This is a genomic window from Massilia sp. Root418 (genome assembly GCF_001425265.1).
Classification (GTDB): domain Bacteria; phylum Pseudomonadota; class Gammaproteobacteria; order Burkholderiales; family Burkholderiaceae_D; genus Rugamonas.
Map to the genome: position 1 here is coordinate 467,580 of NZ_LMEC01000026.1, position 26,567 is coordinate 494,146.

At 66.0% G+C, this 26,567-nt stretch carries 26 protein-coding genes; 5 read left to right on the forward strand and 21 right to left on the reverse strand.

Annotated elements, in window-relative coordinates; genetic code table 11:
* Nucleotides 1-84: 84 nt before the first annotated feature.
* The 18 genes from ASC94_RS30625 to ASC94_RS30710 form a co-directional block, all read right to left on the reverse strand.
* Nucleotides 85-426 carry a phage tail assembly protein gene (locus ASC94_RS30625; protein ID WP_056405093.1) on the reverse strand — a complete coding sequence of 114 codons (342 nt, stop codon included), beginning with the start codon at nt 424-426 and terminating at the stop codon, nt 85-87.
* Between the two features lie 67 nt (nt 427-493).
* On the reverse strand, nt 494-997 hold the full coding sequence (locus ASC94_RS30630; RefSeq protein WP_056405095.1) for a phage major tail tube protein: 504 nt from the start codon (nt 995-997) through the stop codon (nt 494-496).
* Nucleotides 998-1,027: 30 nt separating this feature from the next.
* Nucleotides 1,028-2,197 (reverse strand): phage tail sheath family protein, encoded by a 1,170-nt coding sequence (locus ASC94_RS30635; RefSeq protein WP_056405097.1) that lies wholly within the window; start codon nt 2,195-2,197, stop codon nt 1,028-1,030.
* A 78-nt stretch (nt 2,198-2,275) separates the two neighbouring features.
* Nucleotides 2,276-4,051: a hypothetical protein gene (locus tag ASC94_RS30640; RefSeq protein ID WP_056405099.1), complete on the reverse strand. Its 1,776-nt coding sequence runs from the start codon at nt 4,049-4,051 to the stop codon at nt 2,276-2,278.
* A gap of 2 nt (nt 4,052-4,053) precedes the next feature.
* Complete coding sequence (locus tag ASC94_RS30645; protein WP_162251464.1) at nt 4,054-4,377, reverse strand: hypothetical protein; 324 nt, start codon at nt 4,375-4,377, stop codon at nt 4,054-4,056.
* A 6-nt stretch (nt 4,378-4,383) separates the two neighbouring features.
* On the reverse strand, nt 4,384-4,827 hold the full coding sequence (locus ASC94_RS30650; protein ID WP_056405103.1) for a hypothetical protein: 444 nt from the start codon (nt 4,825-4,827) through the stop codon (nt 4,384-4,386).
* Nucleotides 4,824-5,498 carry a hypothetical protein gene (locus ASC94_RS30655; RefSeq protein ID WP_157201655.1) on the reverse strand — a complete coding sequence of 225 codons (675 nt, stop codon included), beginning with the start codon at nt 5,496-5,498 and terminating at the stop codon, nt 4,824-4,826. Before ASC94_RS30655 ends, ASC94_RS30650 begins: the two co-directional genes overlap by 4 nt.
* A gap of 7 nt (nt 5,499-5,505) precedes the next feature.
* Entirely contained in the window at nt 5,506-7,059 is a 1,554-nt protein-coding gene (locus ASC94_RS30660; protein WP_056405106.1) for a hypothetical protein, read from the reverse strand.
* Nucleotides 7,060-7,068: 9 nt separating this feature from the next.
* Nucleotides 7,069-7,413, reverse strand: a complete 345-nt coding sequence (locus tag ASC94_RS30665; protein WP_056405108.1) for a hypothetical protein — start codon at nt 7,411-7,413, stop codon at nt 7,069-7,071.
* The gene (locus tag ASC94_RS30670) at nt 7,414-10,896 is read right to left on the reverse strand and encodes a DUF4815 domain-containing protein (RefSeq protein ID WP_056405109.1); all 3,483 of its coding nucleotides are present in this window, start codon (nt 10,894-10,896) and stop codon (nt 7,414-7,416) included. It abuts the gene before it with no gap.
* 10 nt (nt 10,897-10,906) lie between these two features.
* A complete protein-coding gene (locus tag ASC94_RS30675) occupies nt 10,907-11,389 on the reverse strand; it encodes a hypothetical protein (protein ID WP_056405111.1) in 483 nt (160 codons plus the stop codon).
* Between the two features lie 3 nt (nt 11,390-11,392).
* Nucleotides 11,393-12,406, reverse strand: a complete 1,014-nt coding sequence (locus tag ASC94_RS30680) for a phage tail protein (RefSeq protein ID WP_056405113.1) — start codon at nt 12,404-12,406, stop codon at nt 11,393-11,395.
* Nucleotides 12,400-13,254, reverse strand: coding sequence for a baseplate J/gp47 family protein (locus ASC94_RS30685; RefSeq protein ID WP_056405115.1), 855 nt, complete (start codon nt 13,252-13,254; stop codon nt 12,400-12,402). The genes ASC94_RS30680 and ASC94_RS30685 overlap by 7 nt, the downstream gene beginning before the upstream one ends.
* Nucleotides 13,251-13,583, reverse strand: a complete 333-nt coding sequence (locus tag ASC94_RS30690; protein WP_200955858.1) for a GPW/gp25 family protein — start codon at nt 13,581-13,583, stop codon at nt 13,251-13,253. The genes ASC94_RS30685 and ASC94_RS30690 overlap by 4 nt, the downstream gene beginning before the upstream one ends.
* Before the next feature lie 2 nt (nt 13,584-13,585).
* Entirely contained in the window at nt 13,586-13,780 is a 195-nt protein-coding gene (locus tag ASC94_RS30695; protein ID WP_056405117.1) for a hypothetical protein, read from the reverse strand.
* Between the two features lie 74 nt (nt 13,781-13,854).
* The gene (locus ASC94_RS30700) at nt 13,855-14,391 is read right to left on the reverse strand and encodes a phage baseplate assembly protein V (RefSeq protein WP_056405119.1); all 537 of its coding nucleotides are present in this window, start codon (nt 14,389-14,391) and stop codon (nt 13,855-13,857) included.
* A gap of 10 nt (nt 14,392-14,401) precedes the next feature.
* Complete coding sequence (locus tag ASC94_RS30705; RefSeq protein WP_056405121.1) at nt 14,402-14,947, reverse strand: hypothetical protein; 546 nt, start codon at nt 14,945-14,947, stop codon at nt 14,402-14,404.
* 152 nt (nt 14,948-15,099) lie between these two features.
* On the reverse strand, nt 15,100-15,741 hold the full coding sequence (locus ASC94_RS30710; RefSeq protein WP_157201656.1) for a hypothetical protein: 642 nt from the start codon (nt 15,739-15,741) through the stop codon (nt 15,100-15,102).
* A gap of 139 nt (nt 15,742-15,880) precedes the next feature.
* On the opposite strand from ASC94_RS30710, the gene ASC94_RS30715 reads away from it, so the two are divergent.
* The 4 genes from ASC94_RS30715 to ASC94_RS30730 all read left to right on the forward strand — a co-directional run bounded on the left by ASC94_RS30715 (nt 15,881) and on the right by ASC94_RS30730 (nt 21,937).
* The gene (locus ASC94_RS30715) at nt 15,881-16,588 is read left to right on the forward strand and encodes an XRE family transcriptional regulator (RefSeq protein WP_056405124.1); all 708 of its coding nucleotides are present in this window, start codon (nt 15,881-15,883) and stop codon (nt 16,586-16,588) included.
* Between the two features lie 110 nt (nt 16,589-16,698).
* On the forward strand, nt 16,699-18,714 hold the full coding sequence (locus ASC94_RS34215; protein WP_056405126.1) for a methyl-accepting chemotaxis protein: 2,016 nt from the start codon (nt 16,699-16,701) through the stop codon (nt 18,712-18,714).
* A gap of 181 nt (nt 18,715-18,895) precedes the next feature.
* Nucleotides 18,896-21,178, forward strand: coding sequence for a CehA/McbA family metallohydrolase (locus ASC94_RS30725; RefSeq protein ID WP_056405128.1), 2,283 nt, complete (start codon nt 18,896-18,898; stop codon nt 21,176-21,178).
* Between the two features lie 105 nt (nt 21,179-21,283).
* Nucleotides 21,284-21,937, forward strand: coding sequence for a MarR family transcriptional regulator (locus ASC94_RS30730; protein ID WP_056405130.1), 654 nt, complete (start codon nt 21,284-21,286; stop codon nt 21,935-21,937).
* Here ASC94_RS30730 and ASC94_RS30735 read toward each other — a convergent pair whose 3' ends face one another.
* The 3 genes from ASC94_RS30735 to ASC94_RS30745 all read right to left on the reverse strand — a co-directional run bounded on the left by ASC94_RS30735 (nt 21,938) and on the right by ASC94_RS30745 (nt 25,954).
* Entirely contained in the window at nt 21,938-24,136 is a 2,199-nt protein-coding gene (locus tag ASC94_RS30735; protein ID WP_056405131.1) for an ATP-binding protein, read from the reverse strand.
* On the reverse strand, nt 24,133-24,867 hold the full coding sequence (locus tag ASC94_RS33365; protein ID WP_200955859.1) for a biliverdin-producing heme oxygenase: 735 nt from the start codon (nt 24,865-24,867) through the stop codon (nt 24,133-24,135). The genes ASC94_RS30735 and ASC94_RS33365 overlap by 4 nt, the downstream gene beginning before the upstream one ends.
* Nucleotides 24,868-24,949: 82 nt before the next feature.
* Nucleotides 24,950-25,954 carry a 2-hydroxyacid dehydrogenase gene (locus tag ASC94_RS30745; RefSeq protein WP_056405133.1) on the reverse strand — a complete coding sequence of 335 codons (1,005 nt, stop codon included), beginning with the start codon at nt 25,952-25,954 and terminating at the stop codon, nt 24,950-24,952.
* A 119-nt stretch (nt 25,955-26,073) separates the two neighbouring features.
* Between ASC94_RS30745 and ASC94_RS30750 the strand changes: the two genes are divergently transcribed.
* Nucleotides 26,074-26,517, forward strand: coding sequence for a hypothetical protein (locus ASC94_RS30750; RefSeq protein ID WP_157201658.1), 444 nt, complete (start codon nt 26,074-26,076; stop codon nt 26,515-26,517).
* Nucleotides 26,518-26,567 lie beyond the last annotated feature (50 nt).

Sequence of the window (26,567 nt, forward strand, 5' to 3'; positions counted from 1 at the left end):
CCTCCTTCCTTGCCATCGTCTTCCAGCCACCACACAATGTCTTCCAGCGTCATGCCGTCGATCTCCGATGGCTGGAAGGCGTACTCACGCGCCAGGCGCCGCGCCAGGCTGCGCAACTGCGGCGGCGTCACCTGCAGCATCGGATACCAGGCGAAAATAGGCTTCCTGGATGCGGTTGTAATCGGTCAGCTTGAGCTGCTCCAGGTCCGCCGGCGCCGCTTGCGCCAGGCTGGCGAACAGCGCCAGCTCGCGCTCTTCCACGTCGTTCGGGTGCATCTTCTGCGCACCGCGCATGTCGCGCACGGTGGGTGCGCGCAGCACCAGCTGGTTGGTCTTCACGCCATTGAACGACTCAGGGCGCGACAGCGTAATGGTGATCGCGTCGGTGCCTGGGCGCAGCCAGGCGGGGATGGTGTTGTGGTCCATGGTGATCCTTGAAATGAAAAAGCCCGGCACTCAGGCCGGGCCTGGTTTTAACTAAAATGCAAAGCGCTTACTGGCCCAGCGCCGCGCGCACGCCGGCCAGCTGATCCTGGCCGTTGACCATGCGGATGCCCGCCACCGGATCGATCTCGATCACGGGCGCACCGTCGATCTCCAGCTTGTAGTAGCTGCAGCCCACGCTGTACTTGGTTTCGCCCTTCTCGCCGGTCTTCCAGTCGCCCATGTCCACTTCCTGCAGCAGGCCGCGGAAGGTGGCCACGGCCGCCACCACTTCACCCTTCTGGTTCTTGAAGGCGCCGCGGAAGCTGCCGTTGAAGCTGTTCTGGTCGGACAGGCCGAAGAACTTCAGCACGTCCTTGGCCACGCCGGTCATGGAGAAGGCTGCGTCCATGGCCTCCAGGCCCATGTCCATCTTGACCGGGGCGTCCATGCCGCCGGCGCGGTAGTCTTCGGTTTTCACCTTCAGCTTGGGCAGGGTGACCTGGCTGGCCACGCCTGCATAGGAGTTACCGTCGACGAACAGGTTGAAGTTGTAGAGAGTCTGAGGAATCATGTTGTGGTCCTTGTAGTAGTCGGGGGTTGATTAGTTCGATGCGTCCAGCACTTCGGCGACCCACTGGTTGGTCACCTCGACGCGGAAGTTCGGGTTCTCGGCCGGCGGCACGTCGGTGAAGCGGATGTTCCAGTACACCTTGCCCTGCTCCAGCTGGCTGGCGGAGTTCAGCTCGGGGTCGGCGTAGACCTCGAAGTTGATGATGCAGCCGGCGTTGCGCAGGTCGCGCATGAAGGCGTTCAGGCCCTCGGTCACGTCCTTCACGTAGGTCTTGGTGATGCCGCGGTCCACCGCCCACTTGTGGGCATACAGGATCGCGTCCATCACCATGTCGGTAGTGCGCACGCGGGTGACGAAGGCCCACTTCGGATCGGCCGACAGCGTGCGGTTGCCCCACAGGCGGAAGCCGCCGTCGCGGATGATGGTGGCGATGTTGGCCTGGTTCAGCAGGTTGGCGCGGCAGGTGGCGTCGCCGTCCAGGAACTCGACCGGGCGCTTGGTGCCGGTGATGCCCACCAGTTCCTTGTTGGACGGCGAAACCCAGAAGCCGTGTTCGGCGTCGGTCCAAGCGAACAGGCCGGCAGCGGCGGCCGACGCCGGCGCGTCGATGTCCTTGCTGGTCGCGGTGTCCCACACGCGCACGCCGGGGTCCACCATGTACAGGCGCTTGCTGCCAAAGTTCAGCGCATGGGCGATTGCTGCATCGTCGTCAGTGTTGGGGCCGTCGATGACGGCGATAGCGCGCAGCTTGCTGGCGATGCCGTCCATTTCAGTCGCCACCGCCTTGGCCGAGGAGTGGCCGGGCGCGGCCAGCAGGCGCGGATGCAGGCCCAGGACGGACTTGGCGTCGAGCAGCGCCTGCAGGCCGGTGCGGGCGCCCTGCGCGGTCACGCCGCCGATGATGGCGGTGGTCTGCGCGGCAGCGTCGGCCGCCTTGGCCACGCCGACGGCGGCCACCACCGCGCTGGTGCGGGCGTAGATGGCGCGCAGCGACTGGTAGATGGCGCTACCGGTGCCGAAGGCCGCCGCCGCTTCGCGCAGCGAGGTGATCTTCACCGGCGTGTTCGGCGCGGCCAAGCCGGCGCCCGGGGTGTAGGTGTCGACCAGGCCGATCACGGAGCTGGACGGCGTGGCGATCGAGCGTGGGCCGGTGTCGACCAGGGTGACGGTTACGCCGTGGAAGAAGGATGTTGCTGCCATTGTGAATCTCCTAGAAATGAAAAAACCCGCTCGCGGCGGGTTGGAAGGGACTGCTGTAGGTACTGCTGATGGGCGTGCTTAGTTCAGGGTCAGCACGCCGGAACTGACGTTGCCTTTGGCGCCTGCGATGGGCGTGGCGGTGTTGTAGTTGAAAACAACATTCGGATGATTGATGCGGTACGTCCCTTTGCTGAATATGTTGGACAGATCCCCCTCATTCGGGCAGTACGATCCCGCGATGCCGGCAAAGACGCACTGTTCAAACACAAAGCGCGTCAGGTTGCGCGTGCCGGAGGTGTTCTGTCCGAACGTCAGTAGCTGCATACCGTCGCTGACGAGGCTTACAGGGCAATTCCTCATCGCCTGACTGTCAGCATTAAGAAATTGGCGAAAGTTCTCAGTTCCAGTCGCGTTGATGCAAACTAACAGCGAATTGTAGTAGTTATAGATACTGCCTTCGGCATCTTCTGTTTGCCACCGAAACGCTCCATGAATAACAGTCGCGGTTCCGCTAGCATTAGCTTTCTGCGCTGCCCACCCCTGGCCGGGTGCGTCGTTTGCCTTGCCCGCGATTGTGAGGCGAGTAAGACTCGCAGGCGTACCATCGTTGAGGAATATGCCGCCGTAGCCCGCGATACTGTCACCCGCCGCCAACATCAAGAAACGGTCGCCAAGCGGCGCAATTAGGTGCGAACCATAGTTCCCCACTCCCGTCACGACAGTGACGCCACGCCTCATCAGGGTGCCATCGGTCCTCACTATGGTCAGATCCATAGCCGCAGCGTCATTGGCAAACGCAAACGCTACTCGTCCATCTGACAGCCGCCCCATAACCGCGGACCGGTTGGAAGTCGTCGCTGTACTCAGTATCGATGTCAACACGCTGGCATTCGTCAGAACGAACAGGGACGCTTTTGTAGTGCTCTGCACTCCCCAACATATCTTGTCTTCACCGAGCACGCTAATACGCCGAGTCGGACAATTCGAGAGCGAACCAATGCTTGCCGCCGTTGCTGACCTGGGCGCGCCTACCGCGACCAGATTCGCATCGACGACAGCAAAGTTAATATCCGACGTGGCAGACATCTTGTACACGAATGCGATCTGCCCGGTCCCAAATCTCTCCATATCGAATGCACGGGTACGGGAAACCGGGTGAACGTACAGTGCTGCAACGCCGCTCGACACCGTCACGGCTGACAAGCTTGCGCCAGTGACGAGATTGATGCGGGCTGCATACAAGGTCAGGCCCGTAAGCCAGCTGTAGTAGAGATTGCCGCCAACGGCGTCGAACACATGATTCCAGCTCCCGGGGCCAGCGGTGGCGCCAGCGACAACAACCGGCGTCAATACCTGCCCGTTGCTCCCGTTGGACCTGAGGTTCGCGTTGAAAAAGAAGATCTTCATCTGCGAAGCCACGGAGGCAATCACCGCGATATTCGTCCCATCGGTAACGATATCCGAAACGTCGCAGTTCCCTGTCGCGAGCGACATGTCCACTTCCGTGATGCCATCCTTGGATGCCCAACAAGTTCGCAGTTCAGGAGTGGTCGTCTTATAGACCATGAACAGCATGCCGCCCGCCTCGACCATCTTGTCGCCGTATTCATTGCTCGTCGTGCCCAGACTACTATTCGGCACTGGCGTCGTTTTCAAGACAGCATTGGACAGCGCCGCCGTTCCGCCCAGAATATTCTGTTGCGATGCCTGGGCAATATTCAGAGTGCCACTCAGCGGCACGATTTTGCCGTCCAGACGGCGGAAAACCGGCACGCCAGCCGAGAACGGAGCCCCTGCAACCGCGACTTCGGAAATCTGCGTACCCAGTACACTGGTATTGAGATAAATGGTCATGATCAGGTGTCCGCAGTGACGGCGCCGTTATACGTCACGCCCACGAAGCCGCTGGTGCGCACATAGATTTTCTGGCCACCGCCCACCACCAAGCCGGTAACCGTGGCAGGGATCGCGTCCATCAGCATCTCTTCAAACATCCAGTCTGCGGCGACTGGCGCACCGCCGGCAGTGACAGCCAGGGAAATGGTTGCGTTGGTGCGCGCCCGATTATTAAAAGTCAGCGTGCCGATCGCTTTGCGTCCCGCCGCGCAGGCGAAAAGCTCCACGTCCTGCCCGCCAGGCGGTACTGCCGCCGCGAGCCTTCCAGAATTATTTGCCATCATTTCTCCTTAAAAACTTGCATAGAAAAGCGCTTTGCCGATGTCATCGGCGTCAGCCTTGGCCGCCAGCTGGCCATCAACGTAGGATTGATCGGCCTTGCCGGCGATGCTGCTTTCGACGTAGGCGGGTGTGGCCTTGAACGCCAGTTGCTGGTCGACGTAGCTCGCGTCCGCCTTCAACGCCAGGCCTGCAGCGACATCGCCCTTGTTGGCCTTGAGCGCCAGCAGCGACGTGATGTCGCCGATGTTGCCTTGCGCTTGCTTCAGAACGGTGACGATTTCCTGCACCGTGTCCAGGTTGACGTCGTCGCTGGCGACCAGGGAGCGCAGCGAGAACAAGGCGCCGTCCACTTGCGTGAACGCCTCGCGCAGGCGGGCGACGTCGGTCTCCAGATCGTTGTCGGGGTGCGGCAACGGCAGCCCCAGGTGGGGCGTGGCTTGCAGCACTGTCATGCCAGCACCTCCACCGCGCGGCCGTTTCCGATCAGGCCGGCGATCTCCAGGGCTTGCACGCCAGCCAGCGTGGCAGGGTCGTCCAGGTTGATGTCGTCGGCCAGGCAGAATTTCTCCCACCAGGCACGCATGGCGCCGTTCTCGTCGATTGCTGTCAGCACGGCTTGCAGCTCGGCGGAGCTGAAACGCTCGGTGAACTGTTTGCGAGTCAGACGGCGCGGCGGGGCTACCGGTACATCAACCGCCCACGTGAAGGACTGGACGCTGGCGACGTCCGTCAGGGCTTCCAGCGCAGTCTCGGCGGCGTCACTGGAGCGGCGGATCGCTTCGCGTTCGGCCAGCACAGCGTCAACCTCCGCCAGCGTGCCCCAGCCAGCTGCCTCACGTTCGCGGGCCCGGCCCAGCTTCCAGTCCAACGCTTCGATGAGGCGCGCGGCTTCAGCTTTGATGCGAGCTTGGCGTGCCGCCTTCGATTGCCTCAGCAGCGCGGTGGTGTCACGGAATACCGTCGCACCGTCGCTCGCCAGGAACAGGCAGGCCGGCTCGGACAGGTCCAGGTCAGCCGGCAAGCGACTTAGCGGGATGCAGACGCCACGCCCCTCAAACTCCGCAGCACCTTCGACAGAGCCAATGCAGCGGCGAGTGATTTCGTCAAATATCAGTTTCTTCATTGTTGTCCTAAGCGTTTAGAGGGATAAAAGCGAATTCGACGGCGGCGTAGCCCCGATAGGACAGCGAGCTGGCAAAGCGGCGCATCGGGAGGCGTGGCGATGCGGTCAGCGCCGTGTGGTTATACGGATTGGCGCTTCGTTCGGAGTACTGGACATTGGAACCGTCGTAAGTAACCCATTCATTCGTAACGTTTCCCTCGCCCCACCCTGCGTTTCCGGCTTTGGTCGTCAGACGGACGAACAACCCGATGCCGCTTCTCAAAGTAGTCTGGTTAGCCCACGTCGCCGCTGAGCCGTAGCTAATTTTCACCACCAGCGGGGAGGTGTAAAGTGCGTCCATCGCGGCACTCGATGCGTTTAGAAAAGCCATGGCATTGCCCGACGCGGCCATAGCTGCGACTGCTGTGCTCGATGCTACGATCGCATTCATTGCCGGAGGCGACGCAAACATCGCAGTCATCGCCAGATTCGATCCCGCTACCGCAGCCATCGCCGTACCCGATGCGACGACGGCATTTAACGCGTTGGCATTTGCGAGCACCGCAGTGATAGCCACGGAGGATGCGACAAGCGACCCCATTGCGCTGGCCGTTGACACGACTATGTTTAGAGCATTGGCTGATGCGAGCAGCGCCGTGATCGTCGACGACGAGGCAGAAATGAGATTCATCGCAACGCTCGTCGCTGCTATCGAGCCCATCGCCAGGGGCGATGCGTACAGCGGGCTCATCGACGCTGGCAAGGCTATGAGCAAAGACATTGCGATCGATGATGCTGCCACAGCGTTCATCGCCACTGTCGAGAGGACAATGAAGTTGATCGCCTGCACGGACGCGGCAACTGCGCTGGCGGCGGACGACGCGGCCGCCACGGCGGTCATATCACTCCACAACACTGGATCAAGGCCAGCGGCGCCGGACGCGAGTTTGGCCATCGCCATGGAGCTGGCCTTCAGGATGTTCATGGCCGGTGCGCTGTTCAGCAAAGCGGCCCGCGCCGCAGACGATGCACCCAGCACGTTCATGGCAGATGCCGAAGCCGTCAGCGCAGTCACTGCGGTGGTGGACGCGGCGACCGCCTCCACATTGGCGTAGACGAGGGGGTCAAGCCCAACGATGCCGATCGCCAGCTTGGTTGTCGCCAGCGGACTCGCGTTAATGGCGGTCATCGCGACACTGGAAGCCAGCAGCGCGTTGCGCGCCACGCTCGATGCGCCGACGCCGTTCATTCCCTTGACACTGCCCGCCACCGCCGCCATCGCCGGCGCGCTGGCCGCCATCGCTTTCATCGCTTCCTGCGATGACAGCACCAGCTCGAAACTTTGCCGGTTGCTGGCATCTTCCAGGTAGGCATCGAGTTCGGCGCTGGTCATGCCTTCGATCGGGGCGATGGCTTCGGGCAGGATGGCGTCGAAGCGGTTCACGCTGTCATAGCTGCGCAGCATGGCGCCGGCCAGGACCAGCGTGTTGTCGTCGGCCGTGGCCAGGTCGACCGCGGTCAGGCGCGCCTTGGCCCGCGCCAGGTACTGGTTGCGGAAGTCGGTTAAATTGGTACTGGACATGGGTCCTCCTTATAAGCCTGCATACAGCAGGGACGAAATCGCCGTGAGCTGCGCGGCGACGCGTTGGTCCTGGCTGGACAGCTGGGTGTTGATGGCGGCGCTGTTGGCCGCCAGCTGGCCGGCCACCAGCGTGTTCAAAGCGCCGATGTCGCTGCGCGCGGCCTTGACGGCGCCAACCAGTTCCTGGACCGTGTCCAGGGTCAGGTCGTCGCTGTGCAGCAGCGTGTCCAGCGCTTCGACCTTCCGGTCGAGCGCCGCCAGCGCCGCACGGATGCGCGGCACGTCATCTTCCAGGCTGTTGTCCGGATGCGGCAGCGGCAGCCCCAGGTGGGGCGTGGTTTGTTGTATCGTCATTTACATCACCATGATGCGAAGGTTGCGGACAAAGGGACGGGCTGCGGCAGAACCCGCTGTGGCCAGGCGGGCCTGCACCACGTTCTCGTTCACGCCGGTCTGCTCGTACACCAGCTCGTGCCAGCCGTTGTCCAGCGCCGTGGTGCGGATCTGCGGAATCGGCGCGGACCAGGTGTCGCCGATGTCGCCGCCTTTCAACTGCACGGTGGCGGCGGCGCCGCTCGGCAGCTTGGCGTCGATCACGACGCGTACCCGCGAGCCGGTGCCGGCCTTGATGCTGCGGCTGACGTAGTCGCCGTTGTCGCCCAGCCAGCCCACCATCAGCTGGCCGCCACGGTGCAGCACCGGCGACACCGAACTGTCGCCGCGCAACTGGGCGCGCAGCGTGATGTTGCCGGTGACCGGCGCCGACAGCGCCAGCGGCTGGTTGCTCGACGCGGCGATCTCGCTGCCGTCCGGGAGCACCACCGTGTAGCCGATGGTGGCGTGCGCGCTGGACTTCTGCTCCAGCCCCATCACCATCAGGTCGGTGGCGCCGTTCACCGCTACCGTCCCCAGGTCGATATTGCGCACGGTCTCGGTGTAGTTGGCAGCCAGCACGCGGAACTTGAGGTCGCGGTCCTGGTGCGGGGTCCAGGTGCTGTTGTTGCTGGACGAAAGCAGCACGCCGATGGTGTAGGGCTGCGCGGTAATCCACGCGGCGCCGTCCCACTTGCCCAGTTCCGCCACCGACAGCGACGTTTCCGCGTCGTTGCACATGACGACGAACGCCAGTTCCTCGTTCGCATCCGTGTAGTACGGCAGCGCGAACTGGGCGCGGGTGGCCGTGCCGTCGGTGCGGATCTGGCCGGGAGACAGGCGCGCTTCGGCCAGCACGCGCAGGGACGGCAGGCCGGTCTGCACGGCGCGCAGCTGCACGATCACGTCTGTGCTGCCCACCGCTTCGAACCACAGGTCCACGCCCACCAGGTGCGCGGGCGTGGGCGACAGGAAGGTCTGGGCCAGCGGGTCGACGCCGACGTTGGCGTGCTGCGCCTCGCCTTTCTTGATCACTTCCCACGCGTCCTTGGCGCTTTGCTGCATGTTCTTCTCGGCGTTCGCCACCGCGCCGGTCAGGAATTCCTTCAGCAGCGCAGCGCCGGTCACGCCCTGGTTGATGGCGCCCATCCAGAACTCCACGCCGGCCGGCTCGCCCTTGCGGCCGAGGAAGGTGGTGTACATGTCTTCCACCTGGGCGCGAATCGGATCGCTTGGCCGCGGCCCCGGAACCAGTGGCGGGATGGTGACGGGGGGAGTATCGACGCCCGTTTGCGGCACGGTCACCGGGACGGCCGGCACCGGCTCAGGTTCATACTCATACGCGTACTGGGTCACCACGCGCCGCAGCACGCGGTCTTCGCTCCAGCTGGCGGCGGTATAGTAGGCACTGCCACGGCTGCCGCCGCTGCCGATGATCTGCACCAGTTTGCGCCCTACCGGCACATTCGGCGGAATGTTGAACTGGCCGCTGACCACGCCGTTCGCGTTCGCCACCGGCAGCGCGGACGGGTTCGATTGCGAGCCTGGCGTGACGGCCACGCTGTCGAAGCTCGCGCCCACAACCGTCTCGTACGGGCCGAATCCGGTGATGCTGAACTTCACCGTCACCGGCCGGATCACCTGGTCCTGCTTGCGCGCGCTGCTCAGCGTTTCCACCGCCGTGGTGGAGGAAGGGCCGGCGCTGTCGCCCCACGCCACGTACTGCACCACGCGTTTGGTCAGGTTGCTGGTCCAGCTTTCGGTGGTGTAGGTCATCTGGTCGATGGCCGGGTCCAGCACCACGCTGGCGGGCAGCGGGGCGAACGCCTGGTAGGGATTCACCGCCATGGAGCCGGTGCGGCGGTTCTGCTCCACCAGCGGGATGACCGTGTACGCCAGCGTGGTCGGCCCGGCCACGTCCTTGCCGTAGCGCGAGGCGGACAGCGACACCGGCAGGGTCAGCGTGCCGCCGACGATGGCGCCCGACTGGGCCTGGCCTGCGTCGCGCATGCTGTCGTCCATGAAGGGATCAACGAACACGCCCTTCTTCTGCACCGCTTCGCGGTTCATCGCGTCCGATTGCAGCTGCTGCTGGGCGATCAGCATTTTCAGGCCGTCCAGCTGGTCCTGCACGTGCGCCAGGTCGGACATGGGCACCATGCGCGGACTATCCAGGCTGATGCTGGTGTCGGCGTTCCAGTGCTGGTAGATGGTCGCCAGCAGCAGCAGGCCTTCCGGCACGCTGGGCGGCGGCGGCATCCAGTCGCTGGCCACGCCCTTGATCGGCACCACGTCGCCGGCCTCGTTCAGGCACAGGCGGTCCACGCGCGGCATCTTGTAGCGGTAGCTGGCCAGGATCAGGGTGCCGGCCACGGCGCCGGTGACGGTGAAGCCGGCGTTGTCCACCAGCGTCGGCGTCACGGCGACGATGTGCTGGTACTTCACCGTATAGGTGCTGCCCGCTGCCGGTTCAGCGCCGGCCGGGCTCCAGTCCACCTTGCCGCCGGTGAGCTTGTAGTCGGTGTTTTTCACGTAGACGGTGGCGCCCTGGCGCACTTCCACGATCTGCAGCACCGAGGTATCCGGCAGCGGGTCCAGGCCGCCGGCAATCACGCCGTGGCTCAAGGTCACGCTGCGTTCTGCAGTCATGCTCACGCTATCCAGCTGGGCGATGGGGCCGAAATCCACGTTCACGCGCTGCGCCGCCGTGCCGCTCGACACGTGCGGTTCGTCGGCGATAACCTTCAGATCCGGCGCGGCGGAGTACACGTAGCGCAGCGCGGCGCGCAGCTCCACCTGCTTGCCGTTGGCGCGCGCGGCACCGGCCGAGATGATGTAGCTTTGCTTGTCGCCTTCCAGCTCGGCGCCGCGGCGCACGTCCATGCCGCTGATAATGTAGTTGCCGCCGGTGCTGTCGCGGTCATAGCGCTGCAGCGCCACCGACACGGCGTCGATGGTCGGCGGCGGTTCCTTGGCCTTCAGCACGCCGTTCAGCACCTGGTACACGGGATAGAACTTGCCGGCCTTGCCGTCGCCCGCCACGCCCCACACGGGGTTCAGCTGCAACCGCGCGGCGCCCGGCTCCATGTAGCCGCGCGTGCCTTGCGCGGGGTTGAGCAGCTCGGGATCGTCCAGCTCCGTGACGGTGGCTTCCTGCAGATACACGCCCACGGCGATCTCGCCTTCCACCGGCACGTTCAGCGCCGCCGGGCCGATGCCGCGCACGGCGCCGGCCAGCCACAGCGCGCCGGAGGCCAGGCGCACATCGCCGGTGACGCCGTCCACCACGCAGCCGGCATCGCGTATCAGGTCGCCGTCCTTGAACAGCACATTGCCGATGTTGGCGATGCGGTCGATCAGGCCGGTCTGCATTTCATTCAGTTCCGCCGACTGCAGCACGCGCTCGGCACTGAACAAGTGCTTCTCGTGCCGCTTGGCGGGGTTGAAACGGTCGTAATAGGTCATGCACTTCCCCTTAGAACGGTAATACGTATTCGAACGCCGGACGCACCGCGCCGTTGCGGTCGAACATCTGGCTGCGGTCCAGCAGGTACAGCTTGCCGGGGTGGGTGATCTCGTCCGGCGCGAAGTAGCGCTGGCCGGCCGGCAGGCCGCTCTTGACCTGGGTGCCGAGGAAGATGCCTAGCTCGCGGATGCGCGCCGACGGCGCTTCGTTGAAGGCGAACACCACGCGCACGTACAGCCAGCGCGTGGGCGAGGCGGACATGCGGAAATTGCCCTGCGGGGTTTCGATGGTGCCGGCCGGGTCGGGTTCCACGAAGCCTACTTGGGTGGCGGCGCGGCGGCCGATTTCGCTGACCAGCGCGGCGGCGTTCACCGGCTCGGGTTCGGCCTGGGTGTCCCAGGCCGGATTGCCGCCGCCCCAGGCCACGTGGACGGGCTGGGCGGCGACCAGTTCGGCAACGGCCACGCGGCCGTCCAGTTGTTTTGCTGGCATGGATCAAACTCCTTCAAAGGTAGTACGGTTTGGAATGGGTTCGCGCCAGGCGCCGGCCCAGCGGCCGGTCCAGGTGCGTGCTTCTATCGGCATGGCGGTGGCGGCACCGTCGCTGCGGGACTGGGTGCCCGTCTCGTCCTGCACCGGCATGACGTTGATATAGCCGTCGTAGCCGGACACGATGGCGGCTTCCTCGGCCTCGGGCGCCAGCGCATAGCCCTGCTGCGACACCATGCCGCCCACCACGTCCACCAGCACTTCGGAATCGAGCTGGAAGGCATCGAGGCGCCAGCTGTTGTCGTCCCACACGCGGGTGGAATAGGTGCTCAGCGAGCCGTGGCTGAAGGGAGGGTCTTCCGGCGCCATGGCGGCGGCGGCGCGGGTGCCGAAGCTGAGCTTCACGCCGTCCACGTAGACGCCGGAGTCGTCGTCCAGCAGCGCGGCATCCAGGCGCGAAAAATCCAGCGCCACCGGGCGCAGGTCGTAGCCGTGGTACATGCGGTAGAAGCGCGCATGCGCCGGCAGCGACTGGCCCACCAGGTGGCGGATGGCCGCCAGTTGCGGCTGCGCCTGGGCGGTGCCGGGATCGATCTGCAGCCACGGTCCCTGCTGCTCCAGGGTGCTGTCGTAGCCAATCCACGACAGCGCGCGCTTCACGGAGGCGGCGCTGCCGCGCTGGCGCAGCCAGGGCAAGCCCTGCTCGATCAGCGCGCCGGTGCTGCTGAAGTACGGTGCGAATTCGGCCAGCTGCCATTCGGCGGCCTGCCACTGCGCGAAGCCTGCTGGCCGGCGGGTGCGCAGCCCGCCCGGCGCGTCGGCCAGCGCGCCGAGTTCAGCGCGCGGCGCGGTGCGTGCCAGTGCGCGCTCCAGCGCGGTGCTGTTGGGCGGCAGCAGGCGAGCCGGATCGGCTACAGGCAGGGGCAGCGGCGCCGTGGCGCCGGCCAGCGCGGCGGCGGCCAGGGCGCCTGCCGCCGCGAACGCGCCGGCCTCACTGGCGCGGATGTCGCCGGCTACCATGCCACACCGCCATCGCGGATCTCTACGCCGCCCGCTTCGACATACTCGTTGGGCGCAACGCTCACGCCATCCGTATCGAGCTGCACGCGGGAGACGCCTTCAACGTGCAGGCGCCCCGCCAGCCAGGAGGCGGACAGGTCGCGCCCCAGGCGCGCATGCTCGGCGATTTGCAGCGGCAACGCTGCCTGCAGCTGCGCCGCCAGGTCCAGGGGCGCCGTGCTTTCGCGGTAGATGGTGGCCTTTACCGCGAGCGGACGCGCCTTCGCCAGCACCACCGTCAGCGGTACGCCGAGCGGCTTGGCGTCGTCGGCTGCGAAGGCTTGCTGCACGTCGGCCAGCACGCTGGCGCCATTCGCGCCCGCCTCCGGCCACACGGCCAGCGCCACGCTGCCGGGCGTGGCCGGCATGATGGCCGCGTCGTGCACTTGCTGGCTGGCCGACAGCGCCACGTAGCGGTACTGCTCGGGCGTGCCGTTGCCCGCCAGCGCGGCGATGCGTAATTGCGTACGCAGCCGCAGGCGCTCGTCGCTTTCGCCCTCGCTGTCCGCCGCGCCCTGCGCCTGCAGGCGGGCCACGTTATAGAACGCCGCCGCATGGTCCAGGTCCGCGCCTTCGGCGCAGGCGATCAGGTTGGCACGCGCCGCGTCGTTGATGCGGGCGCGGATCTGCAGCTCGCGGTAAGCCGCCAGTTGCAGCAGCTTGACCACCGGATCCGATTCCAGCGCCGCGTTCCAGTCCTGGCCCATGTTGGCGCGGAAGCTGGCCAGCATGTCCTGGTAGATCTGCTCGAAGTCGAGCGCCTCCACCACGTCGGGCGGAGGCAATTGTGTGAGGTCGATGATGCTCATGTCTGCACTTCCATAATCATGCTGGTCCCCAGATAGACGCCGCTCAGCTTGAGCGTGACGCTGCCATCGATGACCGACTCCACCGAGACCGCCTGCAGCTGCAGGCGCGGTTCCCAGCGGCCCAGCGCGCGCGCCACTTCGGCCTGCACCGACGATTTCCAGCCGGCCGTCAGCGGCAGGTCCACCATGCGCGGCAGCTCCGAGCCGTACTCGGGCCGTTCACGGCGGCTGCCTTGCGGCGTGGTCAGGATGTCGCGCACGCTCTGCAGCAGGTGGGCCACGGCGGTGAGCGGCCGGCCGGTGTGCCGGTCCATGCCGACGATGCCCATGGTCAGGCCGCCGCGCGGACCACGGGCACGCGCTGGAATTCGGCGTGCTGGTCGAGGTGCGCAATCAGTTCCGGACTGGCGGCGGTGATGTGGCCGTGCAGCACGCGGTGCGTGGTGCCGTTGGCCAGCACGATGCTGCGGCTCTTGTAGGCGGTGTCGCGGAAGACGACCGGGGTTTTAGGTTCGGCTTTTGCCATGAATAGCTCCTTGAGGACGAAAAAAAACCCGCACGCGGCGGGTCGGTTTGAAACAATTGAGTCAATCTGAAAAACTAGTGCTTGTGGTGGTTGCTGTTGCCGCCGCCGTCCATGACGGCGCCGGCGGCGTCGACGTTGCCGTCGACCTTAAGGTTGCCTTTGAATGTGGCGCTGGGCGCGTCCACCACCAGTGCGGCGCACTTGAGCGTTACCGTGCCGCTGCTTTCCACGCTGATGCTCTTGCTGCCGCTCGCCTTCAGCGCGCCGGCTTCCCAGTCGTATTCGAGCAGGCAGCCGTCCGGCATGCGCCAGGCCACTGCCTTGGGACGCGCATCGCCGGCCTGTGCATGCTGCTCGGTGTAGAAGCCGGGCAGCACAAAGCCGCCCGCCGGCTCACCGGAAGGCGCCACGATCAGCGCCTGCTCGCCCACCGAGGGCGCGCGCCAGTGCCGCGCCTCGCCCGCGCCCAGGCTCAGCCAGGGCAGCATGGCCGAGATCCACGGCCCCACCTGCACGCGGCAGCGCGCGTTGGCGTGGTCCACTTCGGCCACCGTGCCGGCCTGTATCAGCGCGGCTAGGCGGCGGTCCAGTTCCGCTATTGCGTAGTCCATGCCGCCTCCCTCAGATCGAGACCGCCGGCGCGGCGCCGGCTGGCCAGTATTGCGCCTCGCGGCCCGTGCCGGTGTCCGGCTCCAGTCCCAGCATCAGGGCCGCGCCGCTGCTGTCTTCATACGGCCACGCGGGCTGGCCCAGGTCGATCTCGTGGGTCCAATCCAGCAGCCATGCCAGCTGGCCCGCCGCGGCGAGCTCCGCGTCCAGCGCGGGCGAGGCCTGCACGAACTGCGCGGCGCCGATGGCCAGGTTCCAGGTTTCGTGGTGGACGGCCAACGCCAGCCGCGCCGCCAGGGCGCGCACCTGCAGCGCCGCGCCGGCAGCCGCCGCGTCGCACACGATGCGGGCCTGGAAGCGCGCCAGCAGGCCCATTTCGCCATTGCCCGGATCGCGCGCCGCAGCCAGTTGCGCCAGTTCGATCAGCACTGCAGGCAGCGCCGGTGCGGCGCCGCTGGCGGGATAATGCGCCACGGTGGGCACGTCGTGCAGCTTGGCGGCGAGGCCGGCGCGGATCGCCTCGTGCAGCTGTTCTATGGTTTGTAATGGTTCACTCATGCCGCACACTCCTGAGGCGAAAAAAAACCCCGTGCGACAAAACCGGACGGGGAAATAAAAAAGCCCGCTTAGGCGAGCTTTGGTTGCAATTACTGCGATGATGACTGAATCATATAGGCGCTGTAACACGCCGTCAAGCCCTTTTTCAAAAATTATTCAAAAAAGTCGCCGACCACGCCCTGCTCGCGCAGGTACGGCTCCAGGCGGTCCAGCGCCACCTGCTCCAGTTCACGCAGGCGGGTGCGGATCTTGTCAAAGGCGCGCGCATACGTCATATGGTTGCCGCCGAAATTGCCCGCCAGCTCGCGGAAGCTGATTTCCATCTTCTGGTGGTTCGCATACAGCTTGCCGATCATGCAGTCCACCGCGAACGGCTTCACCGCCGGGAAGGATGGCGCCAGCCAGTCCGACAGCCCCTTGATCGCCTCGATGCGCTCGGCCGAGAAGGCGAAACGGCGGCTGCCCTCCCCGTCCTCCACTTCGGTATGGCCGTAGCGCGCCTGCAGCGCCCAGGTCTCCATGCGCGGCAGCTTGCTCTTCACCGCATGCACGATCAGCGCGCACTGGGCGCGCACCTCCAGCGGGCTGAGTCCCGCAAAATTGACGCGGCGCGAACTCTGGCCGCGCAGCTGCTCCAGCCAGGCGCGCTGCTCGGTGCCGGGATTGGCCGCGCTTTCCAGCATCCTGATCAGCATCTTGCGCAGCGGCGCGTCCTGCGGCGCCTCCTGCCCGGTAATCATGTACGCCACGTGCACTGCCTGCCCCGCGCTGGTGAAAATTGCGTCTTTATTCATCGTATCCACTGCCATCATCTGTCTGCCCTCCTGGTTGTTCAGCTTGCTGTAGGGAACAATATATACGAGAATGAATACACACTCAATACGTGAATGAATAAATATTGCACTTATCTATCCACGCATGTATAGTGTAGCCATGGATATCTCTAGCCGGCTGGAATCAGCCATGAAAGCAGCGGGTTACGAATCGCAAAGCGCGCTCTCGCGCGCTTCCGGCGTGCCGCAACCCACCATCAACCGCATCCTCAACGGGGTGGGCAAGAAGGGCCCAGAAGCGCACACGCTGGTGCAGCTGGCTGCCGCCTTGAACGTCACGTTTGAATGGCTGCACGAAGGCATCGGCCAGCGCGAGCGCGGCGCGCCGCCGGCCGGCGTGCTGCCCGCGCAGTACACCCAGGTGGTGGTGGCGCCGGAGGACGACACGCGCTTTTACCAGATCCAGAAGGTCAAGCTGCGCCTGTCGGCGGGCATCACCGGCTTTGCGGTGGAGCCGGAAACGCATGACGGCAGCACCCTCAGCGTGCCGCGCCACTGGGCCGACCGCAACGGCTACAACCCGGAGCGGCTGATCGGTATCAAGGTGCGCGGCGAGAGCATGGAGCCGTCGCTGTTCGAGGATGACCTGGTCATCATCAACACGGCCGACAACAAACCGGTGGATGGTGTAGTGTTCGCTGTAAATTACGAAGGTGAGCCGGTAGTAAAACGCATGTCGCGCGACGCCGGCCAGTGGTGGCTGACGTCAGACAATCCGGACCAGCGCAAATACCACCGCAAGGTTTGCCGCGGTTCGGACTGCATCATCATCGGCCGCGTGGTGCGCAAGGAGAGCGACCGTATCTGATGCGCGCCGAACACGCTTGCAACGCACGTCTCGTCTTCCCTGAGAAATAGGCTTAGAATCAATCCAAAGAGTTGCGCCAGAAAAAGTAGCATACCTTGGGGGGATACACCGTGAACGTACAATCGTGGCTAGACCGGCTGCTGCTTTGGCAAAAATTCATTGTCCTCAGCCTGATCGCCCTGCTGCTGGCCAGCATACCGACCGCACTTTACCTGCGCGAAGCAGATAAGGCGCTGGACGCGGCGGAGCGGGAAACCGCCGGCCTGGCGCCCAGCACCGCCATCCTCAAAGTGATCCAGACTACCCAGCAGCACCGGGGCCTGGCCGCGCTGGTGCTGGGCGGCGTGGCGGGCGCGCAGGAAAAGCGCGACGCCAAGCAGCGCGAGACGGACGAGGCGTACGAGAAGATGGACGCCATCATCCGCAGCTTCAACAACAAGGCCATCGAGCAGGCCTGGGAAGCCCCCAGGCGCGACTGGGCCACCCTGCGCGGCCAGGTTACCAGCCGCAGCATCTCGGTGCCGGACAGCTACGCCGCGCACACCGCTCTGGTGCCCAAGCTGCTGGTGGTAAACGACCTGATCGGCGACCTGTTCGGCCTCAGCCTGGACCCGGACCTGGCCAGCTACCAGCTGATCCAGGCCATGTACTACCAGCTGCCCTACCTCACCGAGGAAACCGGCAAGATGCGCGCCAAGGGCGCCGGCATGCTGGCCAAGCAGGAAGCATCGCTGGAGGACAGGATGGCGCTGGCGGCCATCGCGGCGCGGGTCAACGACAGGATCGTGCAGACCGCCACCGCTTTCAACAAATCGGTGGCCGCCGATCCGTCCATCAAGGACAAGGTGGGCGCGCAATGGCAGGAAGCGCAGGAGCTGACGCTGAAAACCATGCAGCTGGCCACCGACCAGATCGTGCGCGCCGAGACCCTGAGCTATCCCGGCACGGACTATGTTGCGGCCACCACCAAGGCCATCGACGCGCAGTTCACGGCCAACCAGGCCGCCAGCAAGGAGCTGGAATCCATGCTGAAGGAGAAGGTCGCCAGCCTGCGCAGCACGCGCTGGACGATGATTGCCGCCATGCTCGGCCTGATCGTGCTGGCCGGGCTGGTCGCGCGCCTGATCGCGCGCTCGGTCAGCGTGCCGCTGGAGCACGCGGTGCAGATTTCGCAGCGCATTGCGCAGGGCGACCTGACGGCCAGCTTTACGCTCGAAGGCCGCAGCGAAACCGCGCAGCTGATGCGCGCGCTGAAAGAGATGAACGACAGCCTGGTCAACATCGTGGGCAGCGTACGCGGCAGCATCGACACCATCGGCTTTGCCTCCAACGATATCGCCAGCGGCAACTCGGACCTGTCCTCGCGCACGGAAGCGCAGGCCTCGAACCTGGAGGAAACCGCCGCGTCGATGGAGCAGATCACCTCCACCGTGCGCCAGAGCGCCGACAACGCGCGCCAGGCCGATGAGCTGGTGAGCAGCGCCACGGCGGTGGCCAGCAAGGGCGGCCAAGTGGTGGAACAGGTGGTGCAGACCATGGGCGCCATTAACGACAGTTCGCGCAAGATCGTGGACATCATCGGCGTCATCGACGGCATCGCCTTCCAGACCAACATCCTCGCGCTCAACGCGGCGGTGGAGGCGGCGCGCGCGGGCGAACAGGGGCGCGGCTTTGCCGTGGTGGCGTCGGAAGTGCGCAACCTGGCGCAGCGCAGCGCCAGCGCGGCCAGGGAGATCAAGGACCTGATCAGCGACAGCGTGCAGAAGGTGGACGCGGGCAACGTGCTGGCGGCCGACGCGGGCAAGGCCATGGGCGAAGTGGTGGACAGCGTGCGCCGCATTACCACCATCATGTCGGACATCGTGCACGCGGCGCAGGAGCAAAGCGCGGGCATCGAACAGGTGAACCAGGCCATTACACAGATCGACGAAATGACGCAGCAGAACGCGGCGCTGGTGGAACAAGCCGCCGCCGCGTCGGAAAGCCTGCGCCAGCAGGCGGGCGCGCTGTCGGAGGCAGTGGCGGTGTTCACGTTGCATGAACACGACGCTACGCGTGCCGTGCCGGCGCCCGCGCACTCCCCGGCGCGGCAACTGCTGCTGTCGAAGCGCGCCAGGACTGTCTGATTTTTCACTGATTTCTGCGGATTCTGTTCAATTCTGGACAGAACCCGCAGCACTGTCCCAAACGGGACAAAACGAAGCGGTTTATAAGCTTTGCCTCTTAATCTCCAAGCAAATTCGAATTTGTCGGGCAATCGGGCCTGCTGCATAGTGGCGCGCACCACCATGCTTAATAGGGCCCCGCATGAATCACCTGAACCACCTCCTGCTGTTGCTTGCCATGGGCGGCACCGCCGCCTCGCACGCGTCCGAAGCGGACCACCGCGAATTTGAGGCCACGCTGCATGTGCCCTACCGCGCCGTGCCCGCGCCGGACGGCACGCAGCAGGAAGCGCGTACCTTCACGCTGGAATTCAGCTATCCGCACGTGCAGCGCCCGCAGTCGGTGTTCTGGCTGGTGGAATTGGAGGGTCCGGACGGCGGCACCGTGCAGCGCTGGCACGGCGTGGAGCGCCTGTTCAAGGCGCCGGTGCAGGTGCTGGTGGACTGGAGCGCGCAGAACGGCCGCGCCGCCATGCCGGAAGGCGTGTACCGCGTGCGCATGCGCGCCGTGGCGCAGGATGGCCGCGCGGTAAAAGGCAGCACCGAGGATGCAGTGCTGCAGGCGCTGGCCGCCGAAGGCGAAGAGGCGCACGAGCAGGAATGGGAACTGGCCGTCGGCGGTGGAAACGGCCCCGCCATGCCGGCCTTCAGCGCCCTGCCCACCGGTCCGGCCAGCGCCGCCCGCGCCCGCGCGGAAGCCCGTGCCGCCAATTCAGCCGATTCAGCCAATTCAGCCGGGCCCGCGCCGCAGCGCCTGCGCCAGGGCGCCGCGGCAGCCACCGCCTCGCTGCCCTACACGGTCTACTTCGGCAACCTGCACAGCCAGACCAACCATAGCGACGGCGGCGGCGCGCTGGCCTCCTGCACCGGCGCGCAGGCGCCGCAAAGCGCTGCCTACGGGCCGACCGACGCCTACGCTTACGCCAGGAACCGCGGCCTGGACTTCCTGCTGGCATCCGAGCATAACCACATGTACGACGGCTCGGACGCAACCAACACCTCGGCCGACGCAGCCGCCGCCAAGGCGCTGTACCAGTCCGGCCTGTCCATGGCCGGCAGCTACAGCAGCGCCAACCCCGGCTTCCTCGCGCTGTACGGCCAGGAATGGGGCGTGATCAACAACGGCGGCCACCTGAACATCCTCAATGCCGGCGAACTGCTGGGCTGGGAGAGCAACAGCAACGGCCAGCTGCTGGCCGACACGCCGACCGCCAAGGGCGACTACGCCGCCCTCTACACCTTGATGCGCCAGCGCGGCTGGCTGGGCCAGTTCAACCACCCGGCCACCAGCGGCCAGTTCGCGGCCGGCGGCGTGGCGCTCGGCTACACCGCGGACGGCGACCAGGCCATGGCGCTGTGCGAAGTGCTGAACACTTCCGCCTTCTCCACCAACACCACCGAAACCGAAACGGGCCGCAGCAACTACGAGGGCGCGTGCAGGAAGGCGCTGGAAGCCGGCTTCCATGTCGCCTTCAGCAGCAACCAGGACAATCACTGCGCCAACTGGGGCGCGTCCTATACCAACCGCACCGGCGTGCTGATCCCCAGCGGCACGGCGCTGAGCAACGCCAGCTTCATGGATGCGGTCCGCGCCCGGCGCGTATTCGCCACCATGGACAAGGCCTCACAGCTGGTGCTGACGGCCAACGGCCACATCATGGGCGAGCGCTTCAGCAACAGCGGCACCCTGCAGCTGCAGGTGAACTTCGCCAACAGCGCCGGCAAGACCGCTTCCACGGTGCAGATCTTCGAGGGCGTCCCGGGCCGCAACGGCACCGTCACGCAACTCTCGTCCACCGCCAGCACCACCATCACGCCATCCAACGGCGAGCACTTCTACTACGCCAAGGTGACCCAGGACGACGGCAACATCCTGTGGTCGGCACCGGTGTGGGTCAGCCAGGGCGCGGTGGTGGAACCGCCCCCGCCGCAGCCGCAGCCGCAGCCGCAGCCGCAGCCGCAGCAGCTCATCCTCAACGGCGGCTTCGAGTCCGGCGCCGCGTCGTGGACCGCCAGCAGCGGCGTGGTCACCAACAGCGCCGGCCAGGCCGCGCACGGCGGCAGCTACAAGGCCTGGCTGAACGGCTATGGTGCCGCCCACACGGATACGCTGTACCAGCAGGTGGCCATTCCCGCCGCCGCAGCCAGCGCCACGCTGAGTTTCTGGCTCAAGGTGGCATCCGACGAGAGCACCACCTCTACGGCCTACGACACGCTCAAGGTGCAGGTGCGCAGCAGCACCGGCGCCGTGCTGGCCACCCTGGCTACCTACTCCAACCTGAACAAGAGCAGCAGCTACGCGCAGAAGTCCTTCAGCCTAGACGCCTGGAAGGGCCAGACCGTGCGTATCCACTTTGAAGGCATAGAGGGTTCCACCGTGCAGACCTCCTTCCTGGTCGACGACGTGGCCCTGAACATCCAGTAGAGACCTCCACTGGTTTTTAGGGGCGGCTCCCTCCGCCCCCGTTTTTTTTGCCCGACTTGATTAGGACTCCTTTACAAGACTGCAAAGGGGTTTATAATTCGCCGCATGGACATCAAACCCGAAACCCCATGGGATGGCACGCCGGACGTATCGGCGCGCATTATCACGGCCATCGCGCGTATCGCCAGCGTGATGCGTTCGGGCGTGTGGGAATTTGCCACCAGCGAGAACTTGAATCCGGCCCAGACCGAGATACTGCAGCTGCTGCATGCGCGTCCGCATGGCGTGCGGCTGTCGTGGGTGGCGGCGCAGCTGTCCATATCGGCCGCCAGCGCCAGCGACTCGGTGGCCTCGCTGGTGTCCAAGGGCCTGGTGCGCAAGGCCCGCGCCGAGGATGACGGGCGCGCCACGGCCCTGTTCCTGACCGCCGGCGGCCATGCCGTGGCCGAGCGCATCGGCGGCGCCCTCAGCTTCGCCGACGATGCCGCAGCCGCCCTGCCCCCCGCCATGCAGGTGCAGATGCTGACAGGGCTGCTCAAGCTGATCGCCGAACTGCAGAAGTCCGAGCGCTTTCCGGCGCTGCGGGCCTGCCCGTCGTGCCGCTACTTCGAAGCGAACAAGTATCCGGGTGCCGAAACGCCACACCACTGCGCGCTGGTCAACGCGCCGCTGCCGATATCGTTTATCCGCATCGACTGCGCCGAGCACGAAGCGGCCGACCTGGCCACGCAGCAGCGCAACTGGGCGATCTTCGCCTGACTACTGCTGCGGCTTGCCGCCCTTGCGCGGCAAGGCGACACTGAACACCACGTGCGGCGCCTCGTAGCGGTAGGCGATGCTGCCTTGGTGTTCCTCGGCGATGCGCGACGCGATGTACAACCCCAGGCCCATGCCGGTGCGGTTGTTCGGATTTTGCAGCGAGATGCGCTTGAAGGGATTGAACAGCAGCGCCTCTGTTTCTGCAGCCAGCTGCGAGCCGTGGTTGCGCACCGCGATCGTCACCTGCTCGCCGTCCGGCGCCAGCGCGAGGGCCACGTGCACCGGCATGCCCGCCACGCCGTGGTGGCGCGCGTTGCTCAGCAAATTGCTCACCACCTGCTCCATGCGGTCCGCGTCCACGTCGGCCGTGACGGCAGGCGCAATGTCCGCCTCGTAGACCACGCCCGGATGCGCCAGGCGCGACTCGTCCAGCAAGTCCTCCAGTAAACGGCTCAGGTCCGCCTCGCGCAAGCGCAGGCCAAGGCCCATGCCGCTGTCGAGCCGGCTCATGTCGAGCACCTGGCTGATCAGGCGCTGCATGCGGCCGCTGGAGCGCTGGATGCGCTGCCCCAGCTGGTGCGGCTGCGCGCCGTGCTGCAGCACATTGGCGGCCATGGTGATCGATTGCAGCGGGTCGCGCAAGTCATGGCCCAGCATGGCCAGCAGCTGCATGCGGGCGCGCTCCAGCTCCGCGTGGCGCGCCATGCAGGCGCGGTGCATCTCCGCCAGCAGCTGCTCGGCCACCAGCAGGTGACCATCCTCCCACGGGTCGGCGCTGCCGTGCACCAGGTCCACCCATTCGTCGAAAGAGCCGCGCGGCGTCAGGCGCACGCCGTTGGGGCCGAAGCTGAGCGTCTTGTCGGGACGCCCGCCCCAGCGCACGGTCTGCACCTGCTCGGGACGCAACGCCAGCAGCCAGCCGCCGGAAGCCGGATCGAAATGCAGCGCCAGCATGCCCACCCAGCGCCCGGTCTTGCCGCGCAAGTCCTCCGGCCAGTCGGCCACGCCGCCACGGCGCACCAGGCGCGTGCTGTCGGGTGGCAGCGACGCCACCATGCGGGCAGCGAGCGCCTCGTCCACGGGATTGCCGTCGCCGCTGTACACCACCAGCTTGCCGTGCTGCGCAAATACCAGCGCACCCGCTTCCAGCACCGCACACAGCTCGGGCGCGTGGCGCTGCAGCGCCAGCAGCACGTCATCCTCGTGCAGCAGCGTTTCTATCAGTTCGGTGCGCAGGGCCGCGCCGCGGTCGGTCAGTTCGCTGCGTTCGCGCGCGTCGGTGCTTTGCACGTGCGCGGCCAGCACCTGGGCCAGCACGTCGCAGGCCATGCGCACCGAATACGGCACATGGCGCGGCTGCATGTGGTGGCAGGCCACCAGCCCCCACAAGCGCCCGTTGACGACGATGGACACGCTCATGGACGCGCCCACGCCCATGTTCTGCAAGTACTCGATGTGGATCGGCGAAACGCTGCGCAGGATGCTGTGGCTCAGGTCCAGCGGCCCCTGTTCATCGCCGTCCGCCATCCCCAGCAGCGGCACCGGCTGGTAGCCCACGTCGGCGATCAGGCGCAACGTGTTGATGGTGTACAGGCGGCGTGCCTGCGCCGGGATGTCGCCGGCCGGGTAGCGCTGGCCCAGGTAGCGCGGCAAGTCTTCGCGCACCGCCTCGGCCACCACGTCGCCGCTGTCGTCGTGCCGGAAGCGGTAGCCCATCACGCGGTCGAAGCCGGTGATTTCACGCACCTGCTCGGCCACCAGCTGCATCAGCGCCACCAGCGATTTCTGCCGCTTCAGCTGGCCGATGGCGGCATGTGCGCGCAGCGCGAACGCCGCCACCTCGTTGCTGGGTGCATGGCGCACTTCGAATTCTGCGATCACGCGCCCGCCGTAGCCGTGCACCACGCAGTCGAAAGTACGGCCGGCGCGGGCCACGTCGGCCATGGCGGGCGGCGTGGCGCCGTCGGCCTGGTCGGCCAGGGCCGCGCGCAGCAGGCCTGTCACCTCGCTGTCCAGGCCCAGGCTGTCGAAGGCTGCGCCGGGCTGCGGCACCAGGTCCAGCAGCGCGGCGGCGTTGGCGCTCCACGCGGCCAGGCGGCCCTGCAGGTCGAACGCCAGCAGTGCGCCCTGCGGTTGTATGCTGCCCGGAATGTGAATGGGTTCGCTGGCGCAGTTGGCCAGGTCCACTTGCGCGGTCACGCCGCCACCGCCTGCCTGGTGTGCCGGCCCTGGGGCAGCCGGGCAATCAGCGCGTCGAACGCGGCGCAGGCGCCGGCACACGCTTGCGCGATATCGGCCGGGGCGGTCACCTCGGCACGCAGCCGCGTCAGGAACAGCTGCCAGCGCGGGCCTGGCGGGACGCCGCCGCCGTGCAGGTAGCGCAGGGGATGCGGCGCGAGGCTGGCCGACAGGCGGCGGTGCAGCACGATGCCGCCCAGCTGCGAGCCTTCCACCACGTAGGCCACGCCCCAGCGCCACGCGGCGCTGCCGTCCAATGCGATAGCGGCCATAGTTGGCGGGGCGGCGGGTTGCGGCGCGGCGGCGTTCGGCGAGGCTGCCCCTGCGAGGCAGGTCTGGCCGGCTATGGCGGCGCGATCGGCGTGGCCTGCGCGGCCGCCGCGGTCCGCGTATTCAGCGTGTTCAGCGTATTCAGCGTGGTTGGCGAGCTTGGCGTGGTCGGCGAGATCGGCATCCAGTGACGCCAGCCGGTCCAACGGCGGCAGGAGGCGCGGGTCCTGCGGGCCGTCGCTGTGGCGCGCGGCCTCGATGGCAATGCCGGCCAGCCAAGGCCGCAGCAGACAGAGATGCTCGTGGTAGTCGTCCAGCGTTGGCGCAGTGCGCGCCAGCGGCATGGCCTGGTCCAGCAGCGCGTGGCGGTTCGCTGTGGCGCCCCGCAAGGCGGCCAGGACATCGTCTTGTAAAGAAATCATTACCCCATTTTAATGCAGGCGGGAGAAACGCTCATGCACGTGTGGATCAAGCAATGAAATGGCCAAGGACGGCCGATTAACGCTAAGCCGGCAGGCAGAGGTTCGGGCAAGCGGCGCCTTGCATGTAGCAATCCAGATTGTCCAGGGTGGTCTCGGCGATCTCCCGCAGCGCCTCCTCGGTAAAGAATCCCTGGTGCCCGGTGACCAGTACATTCGGGAAGGTCAGCAGGCGCTGGAAAACGTCGTCCGATATGATGTCGGCTGAATGGTCGTGGAAGAACAGTTCGCTCTCCTGCTCGTACACGTCGATCGCCAGCGCGCCCAGGCGGCGCGACTTGAGCGCCTCGATCACGGCCGGCGTGTCGAGCAGGCCGCCGCGTGAGGTATTCACCAGCATGGCGCCCGGCTTCATCTGCGCCAGCGCCGCCGCGCCGATCAGGTGATGCGTGGCGGGCAGCAACGGGCAATGCAGCGAGACGATGTCCGACCCGGCCAGCAGTTCGGCAAGCGCCACCGCCTCGCCCACTGCGCCAAACGCATCCGGCGGCGCCGGATCATGGCCCAGCACGCGGCAGCCGAAACCGTGGAAGATGCGCGCCGCCGCCATGCCGATCTTGCCCAGTCCGATCAAGCCCACCGTCTTGCCATGCAGGTTGCTGCCCAGCAGGCCATCCAAGGCGAAGTTGCCTTCCCGCACGCGGGCATAAGCGCGGTGGGTGTGGCGGTTCAGGGTCAGCACCAGCGCCAGCGTGAACTCGGCGACCGCTTCCGGCGAGTACCCGGGCACGCGCGCCACGAACAGGCCCAGCCGTACGGCGACCGCCACGTCCACATTGTTGTAGCCCGCGCAACGCAGCAGCACCGCGCGCACGCCCTGCTGCGCCAGCGCCCCCAGCACCTGCGCGTCCAGTACATCGTTGACGAACACGCACACGGCGCCGCAATGCTGCGCGAGCGCCAGCGACTGCATCGACAACGCTTCGGTGAAATAGTGCAGCGTCACCTCCGCGAATGCCGGCCGGCGCGCCAGCGCCTCGTCCAGGAAACGGCGGTCATAGGACTGGGCGCTGAAGACGGCGATCTGCATATATTGCTCCAGGTCAGTGAGTCGTTAAATTCATTACGGCAACTTAGTTTGCTTTTGGGAACAATAGTGACATAATTATGATTGCTGACATCTTAGTACCGATTTACCCACACTGCTCCATGACGTACGCATCCGACACCCAAGCTTTGCTCGACCAGCGATTGAAGACCACTGGCTGGCAGATTGCGCAAACTGTCGTGCTTGGGCTGCTGGCAGCCTGCCTGTCGCTGTTCGGCCAGGTCTGCCTGGAACGTGCCCGCCCCATCTTCCCCGCCCTCGACCAGAACTTCGCCGCCTGGCAGAGCGCCTACACGCTGGTGCTGATCGTGATCGGCCTAGTGTGGCTGGCGGCCATGCTGCAAAGGATCAGTTTCTTCCAGGATTGCCTGGAGCGGCTGCGCAGCCAGCGCCGCCTGGACGAACAATATGCCGTGCGCAAGCAGCAGGCCGAGGAGGCGCGCCAGGCCAAGGCGGCCGAGAAGGCGGCGCGCGAGGCGGAGGCCGAGGCGGCACGCGCGGCCAGGCTCAACAAGGGCGCGCGCAGCACAAAGTTCGATTACTGAGTCTACTGAGTCTACTGAGCAGTGCCGCAAGGTTAGCCAGCACACAGTGC

Excerpts from the sequence above, each read along its gene's own strand:
- ASC94_RS30730 (WP_056405130.1), top strand. The coding sequence starts at position 21,284 with ATGGACATCAAACCCGAAACCCCATGGGATGGCACGCCGGACGTATCG.
- ASC94_RS30650 (WP_056405103.1), bottom strand. The coding sequence starts at position 4,827 with ATGACAGTGCTGCAAGCCACGCCCCACCTGGGGCTGCCGTTGCCGCAC.
- ASC94_RS30655 (WP_157201655.1), bottom strand. The coding sequence starts at position 5,498 with ATGAAGAAACTGATATTTGACGAAATCACTCGCCGCTGCATTGGCTCT.
- ASC94_RS30665 (WP_056405108.1), bottom strand. The coding sequence starts at position 7,413 with ATGACGATACAACAAACCACGCCCCACCTGGGGCTGCCGCTGCCGCAT.
- ASC94_RS30640 (WP_056405099.1), bottom strand. The coding sequence starts at position 4,051 with ATGACCATTTATCTCAATACCAGTGTACTGGGTACGCAGATTTCCGAA.
- ASC94_RS30670 (WP_056405109.1), bottom strand. The coding sequence starts at position 10,896 with ATGACCTATTACGACCGTTTCAACCCCGCCAAGCGGCACGAGAAGCAC.
- ASC94_RS30750 (WP_157201658.1), top strand. The coding sequence starts at position 26,074 with ATGACGTACGCATCCGACACCCAAGCTTTGCTCGACCAGCGATTGAAG.
- ASC94_RS30715 (WP_056405124.1), top strand. The coding sequence starts at position 15,881 with ATGGATATCTCTAGCCGGCTGGAATCAGCCATGAAAGCAGCGGGTTAC.
- ASC94_RS30675 (WP_056405111.1), bottom strand. The coding sequence starts at position 11,389 with ATGCCAGCAAAACAACTGGACGGCCGCGTGGCCGTTGCCGAACTGGTC.
- ASC94_RS30690 (WP_200955858.1), bottom strand. The coding sequence starts at position 13,583 with ATGGGCATCGTCGGCATGGACCGGCACACCGGCCGGCCGCTCACCGCC.
- ASC94_RS30645 (WP_162251464.1), bottom strand. The coding sequence starts at position 4,377 with ATGATGGCAAATAATTCTGGAAGGCTCGCGGCGGCAGTACCGCCTGGC.
- ASC94_RS30680 (WP_056405113.1), bottom strand. The coding sequence starts at position 12,406 with ATGGTAGCCGGCGACATCCGCGCCAGTGAGGCCGGCGCGTTCGCGGCG.
- ASC94_RS30625 (WP_056405093.1), bottom strand. The coding sequence starts at position 426 with ATGGACCACAACACCATCCCCGCCTGGCTGCGCCCAGGCACCGACGCG.
- ASC94_RS30630 (WP_056405095.1), bottom strand. The coding sequence starts at position 997 with ATGATTCCTCAGACTCTCTACAACTTCAACCTGTTCGTCGACGGTAAC.
- ASC94_RS30685 (WP_056405115.1), bottom strand. The coding sequence starts at position 13,254 with ATGAGCATCATCGACCTCACACAATTGCCTCCGCCCGACGTGGTGGAG.
- ASC94_RS30725 (WP_056405128.1), top strand. The coding sequence starts at position 18,896 with ATGAATCACCTGAACCACCTCCTGCTGTTGCTTGCCATGGGCGGCACC.
- ASC94_RS30660 (WP_056405106.1), bottom strand. The coding sequence starts at position 7,059 with ATGTCCAGTACCAATTTAACCGACTTCCGCAACCAGTACCTGGCGCGG.
- ASC94_RS30695 (WP_056405117.1), bottom strand. The coding sequence starts at position 13,780 with ATGGCAAAAGCCGAACCTAAAACCCCGGTCGTCTTCCGCGACACCGCC.
- ASC94_RS30710 (WP_157201656.1), bottom strand. The coding sequence starts at position 15,741 with ATGAATAAAGACGCAATTTTCACCAGCGCGGGGCAGGCAGTGCACGTG.
- ASC94_RS33365 (WP_200955859.1), bottom strand. The coding sequence starts at position 24,867 with ATGATTTCTTTACAAGACGATGTCCTGGCCGCCTTGCGGGGCGCCACA.
- ASC94_RS30635 (WP_056405097.1), bottom strand. The coding sequence starts at position 2,197 with ATGGCAGCAACATCCTTCTTCCACGGCGTAACCGTCACCCTGGTCGAC.
- ASC94_RS30705 (WP_056405121.1), bottom strand. The coding sequence starts at position 14,947 with ATGAGTGAACCATTACAAACCATAGAACAGCTGCACGAGGCGATCCGC.
- ASC94_RS30700 (WP_056405119.1), bottom strand. The coding sequence starts at position 14,391 with ATGGACTACGCAATAGCGGAACTGGACCGCCGCCTAGCCGCGCTGATA.
- ASC94_RS30745 (WP_056405133.1), bottom strand. The coding sequence starts at position 25,954 with ATGCAGATCGCCGTCTTCAGCGCCCAGTCCTATGACCGCCGTTTCCTG.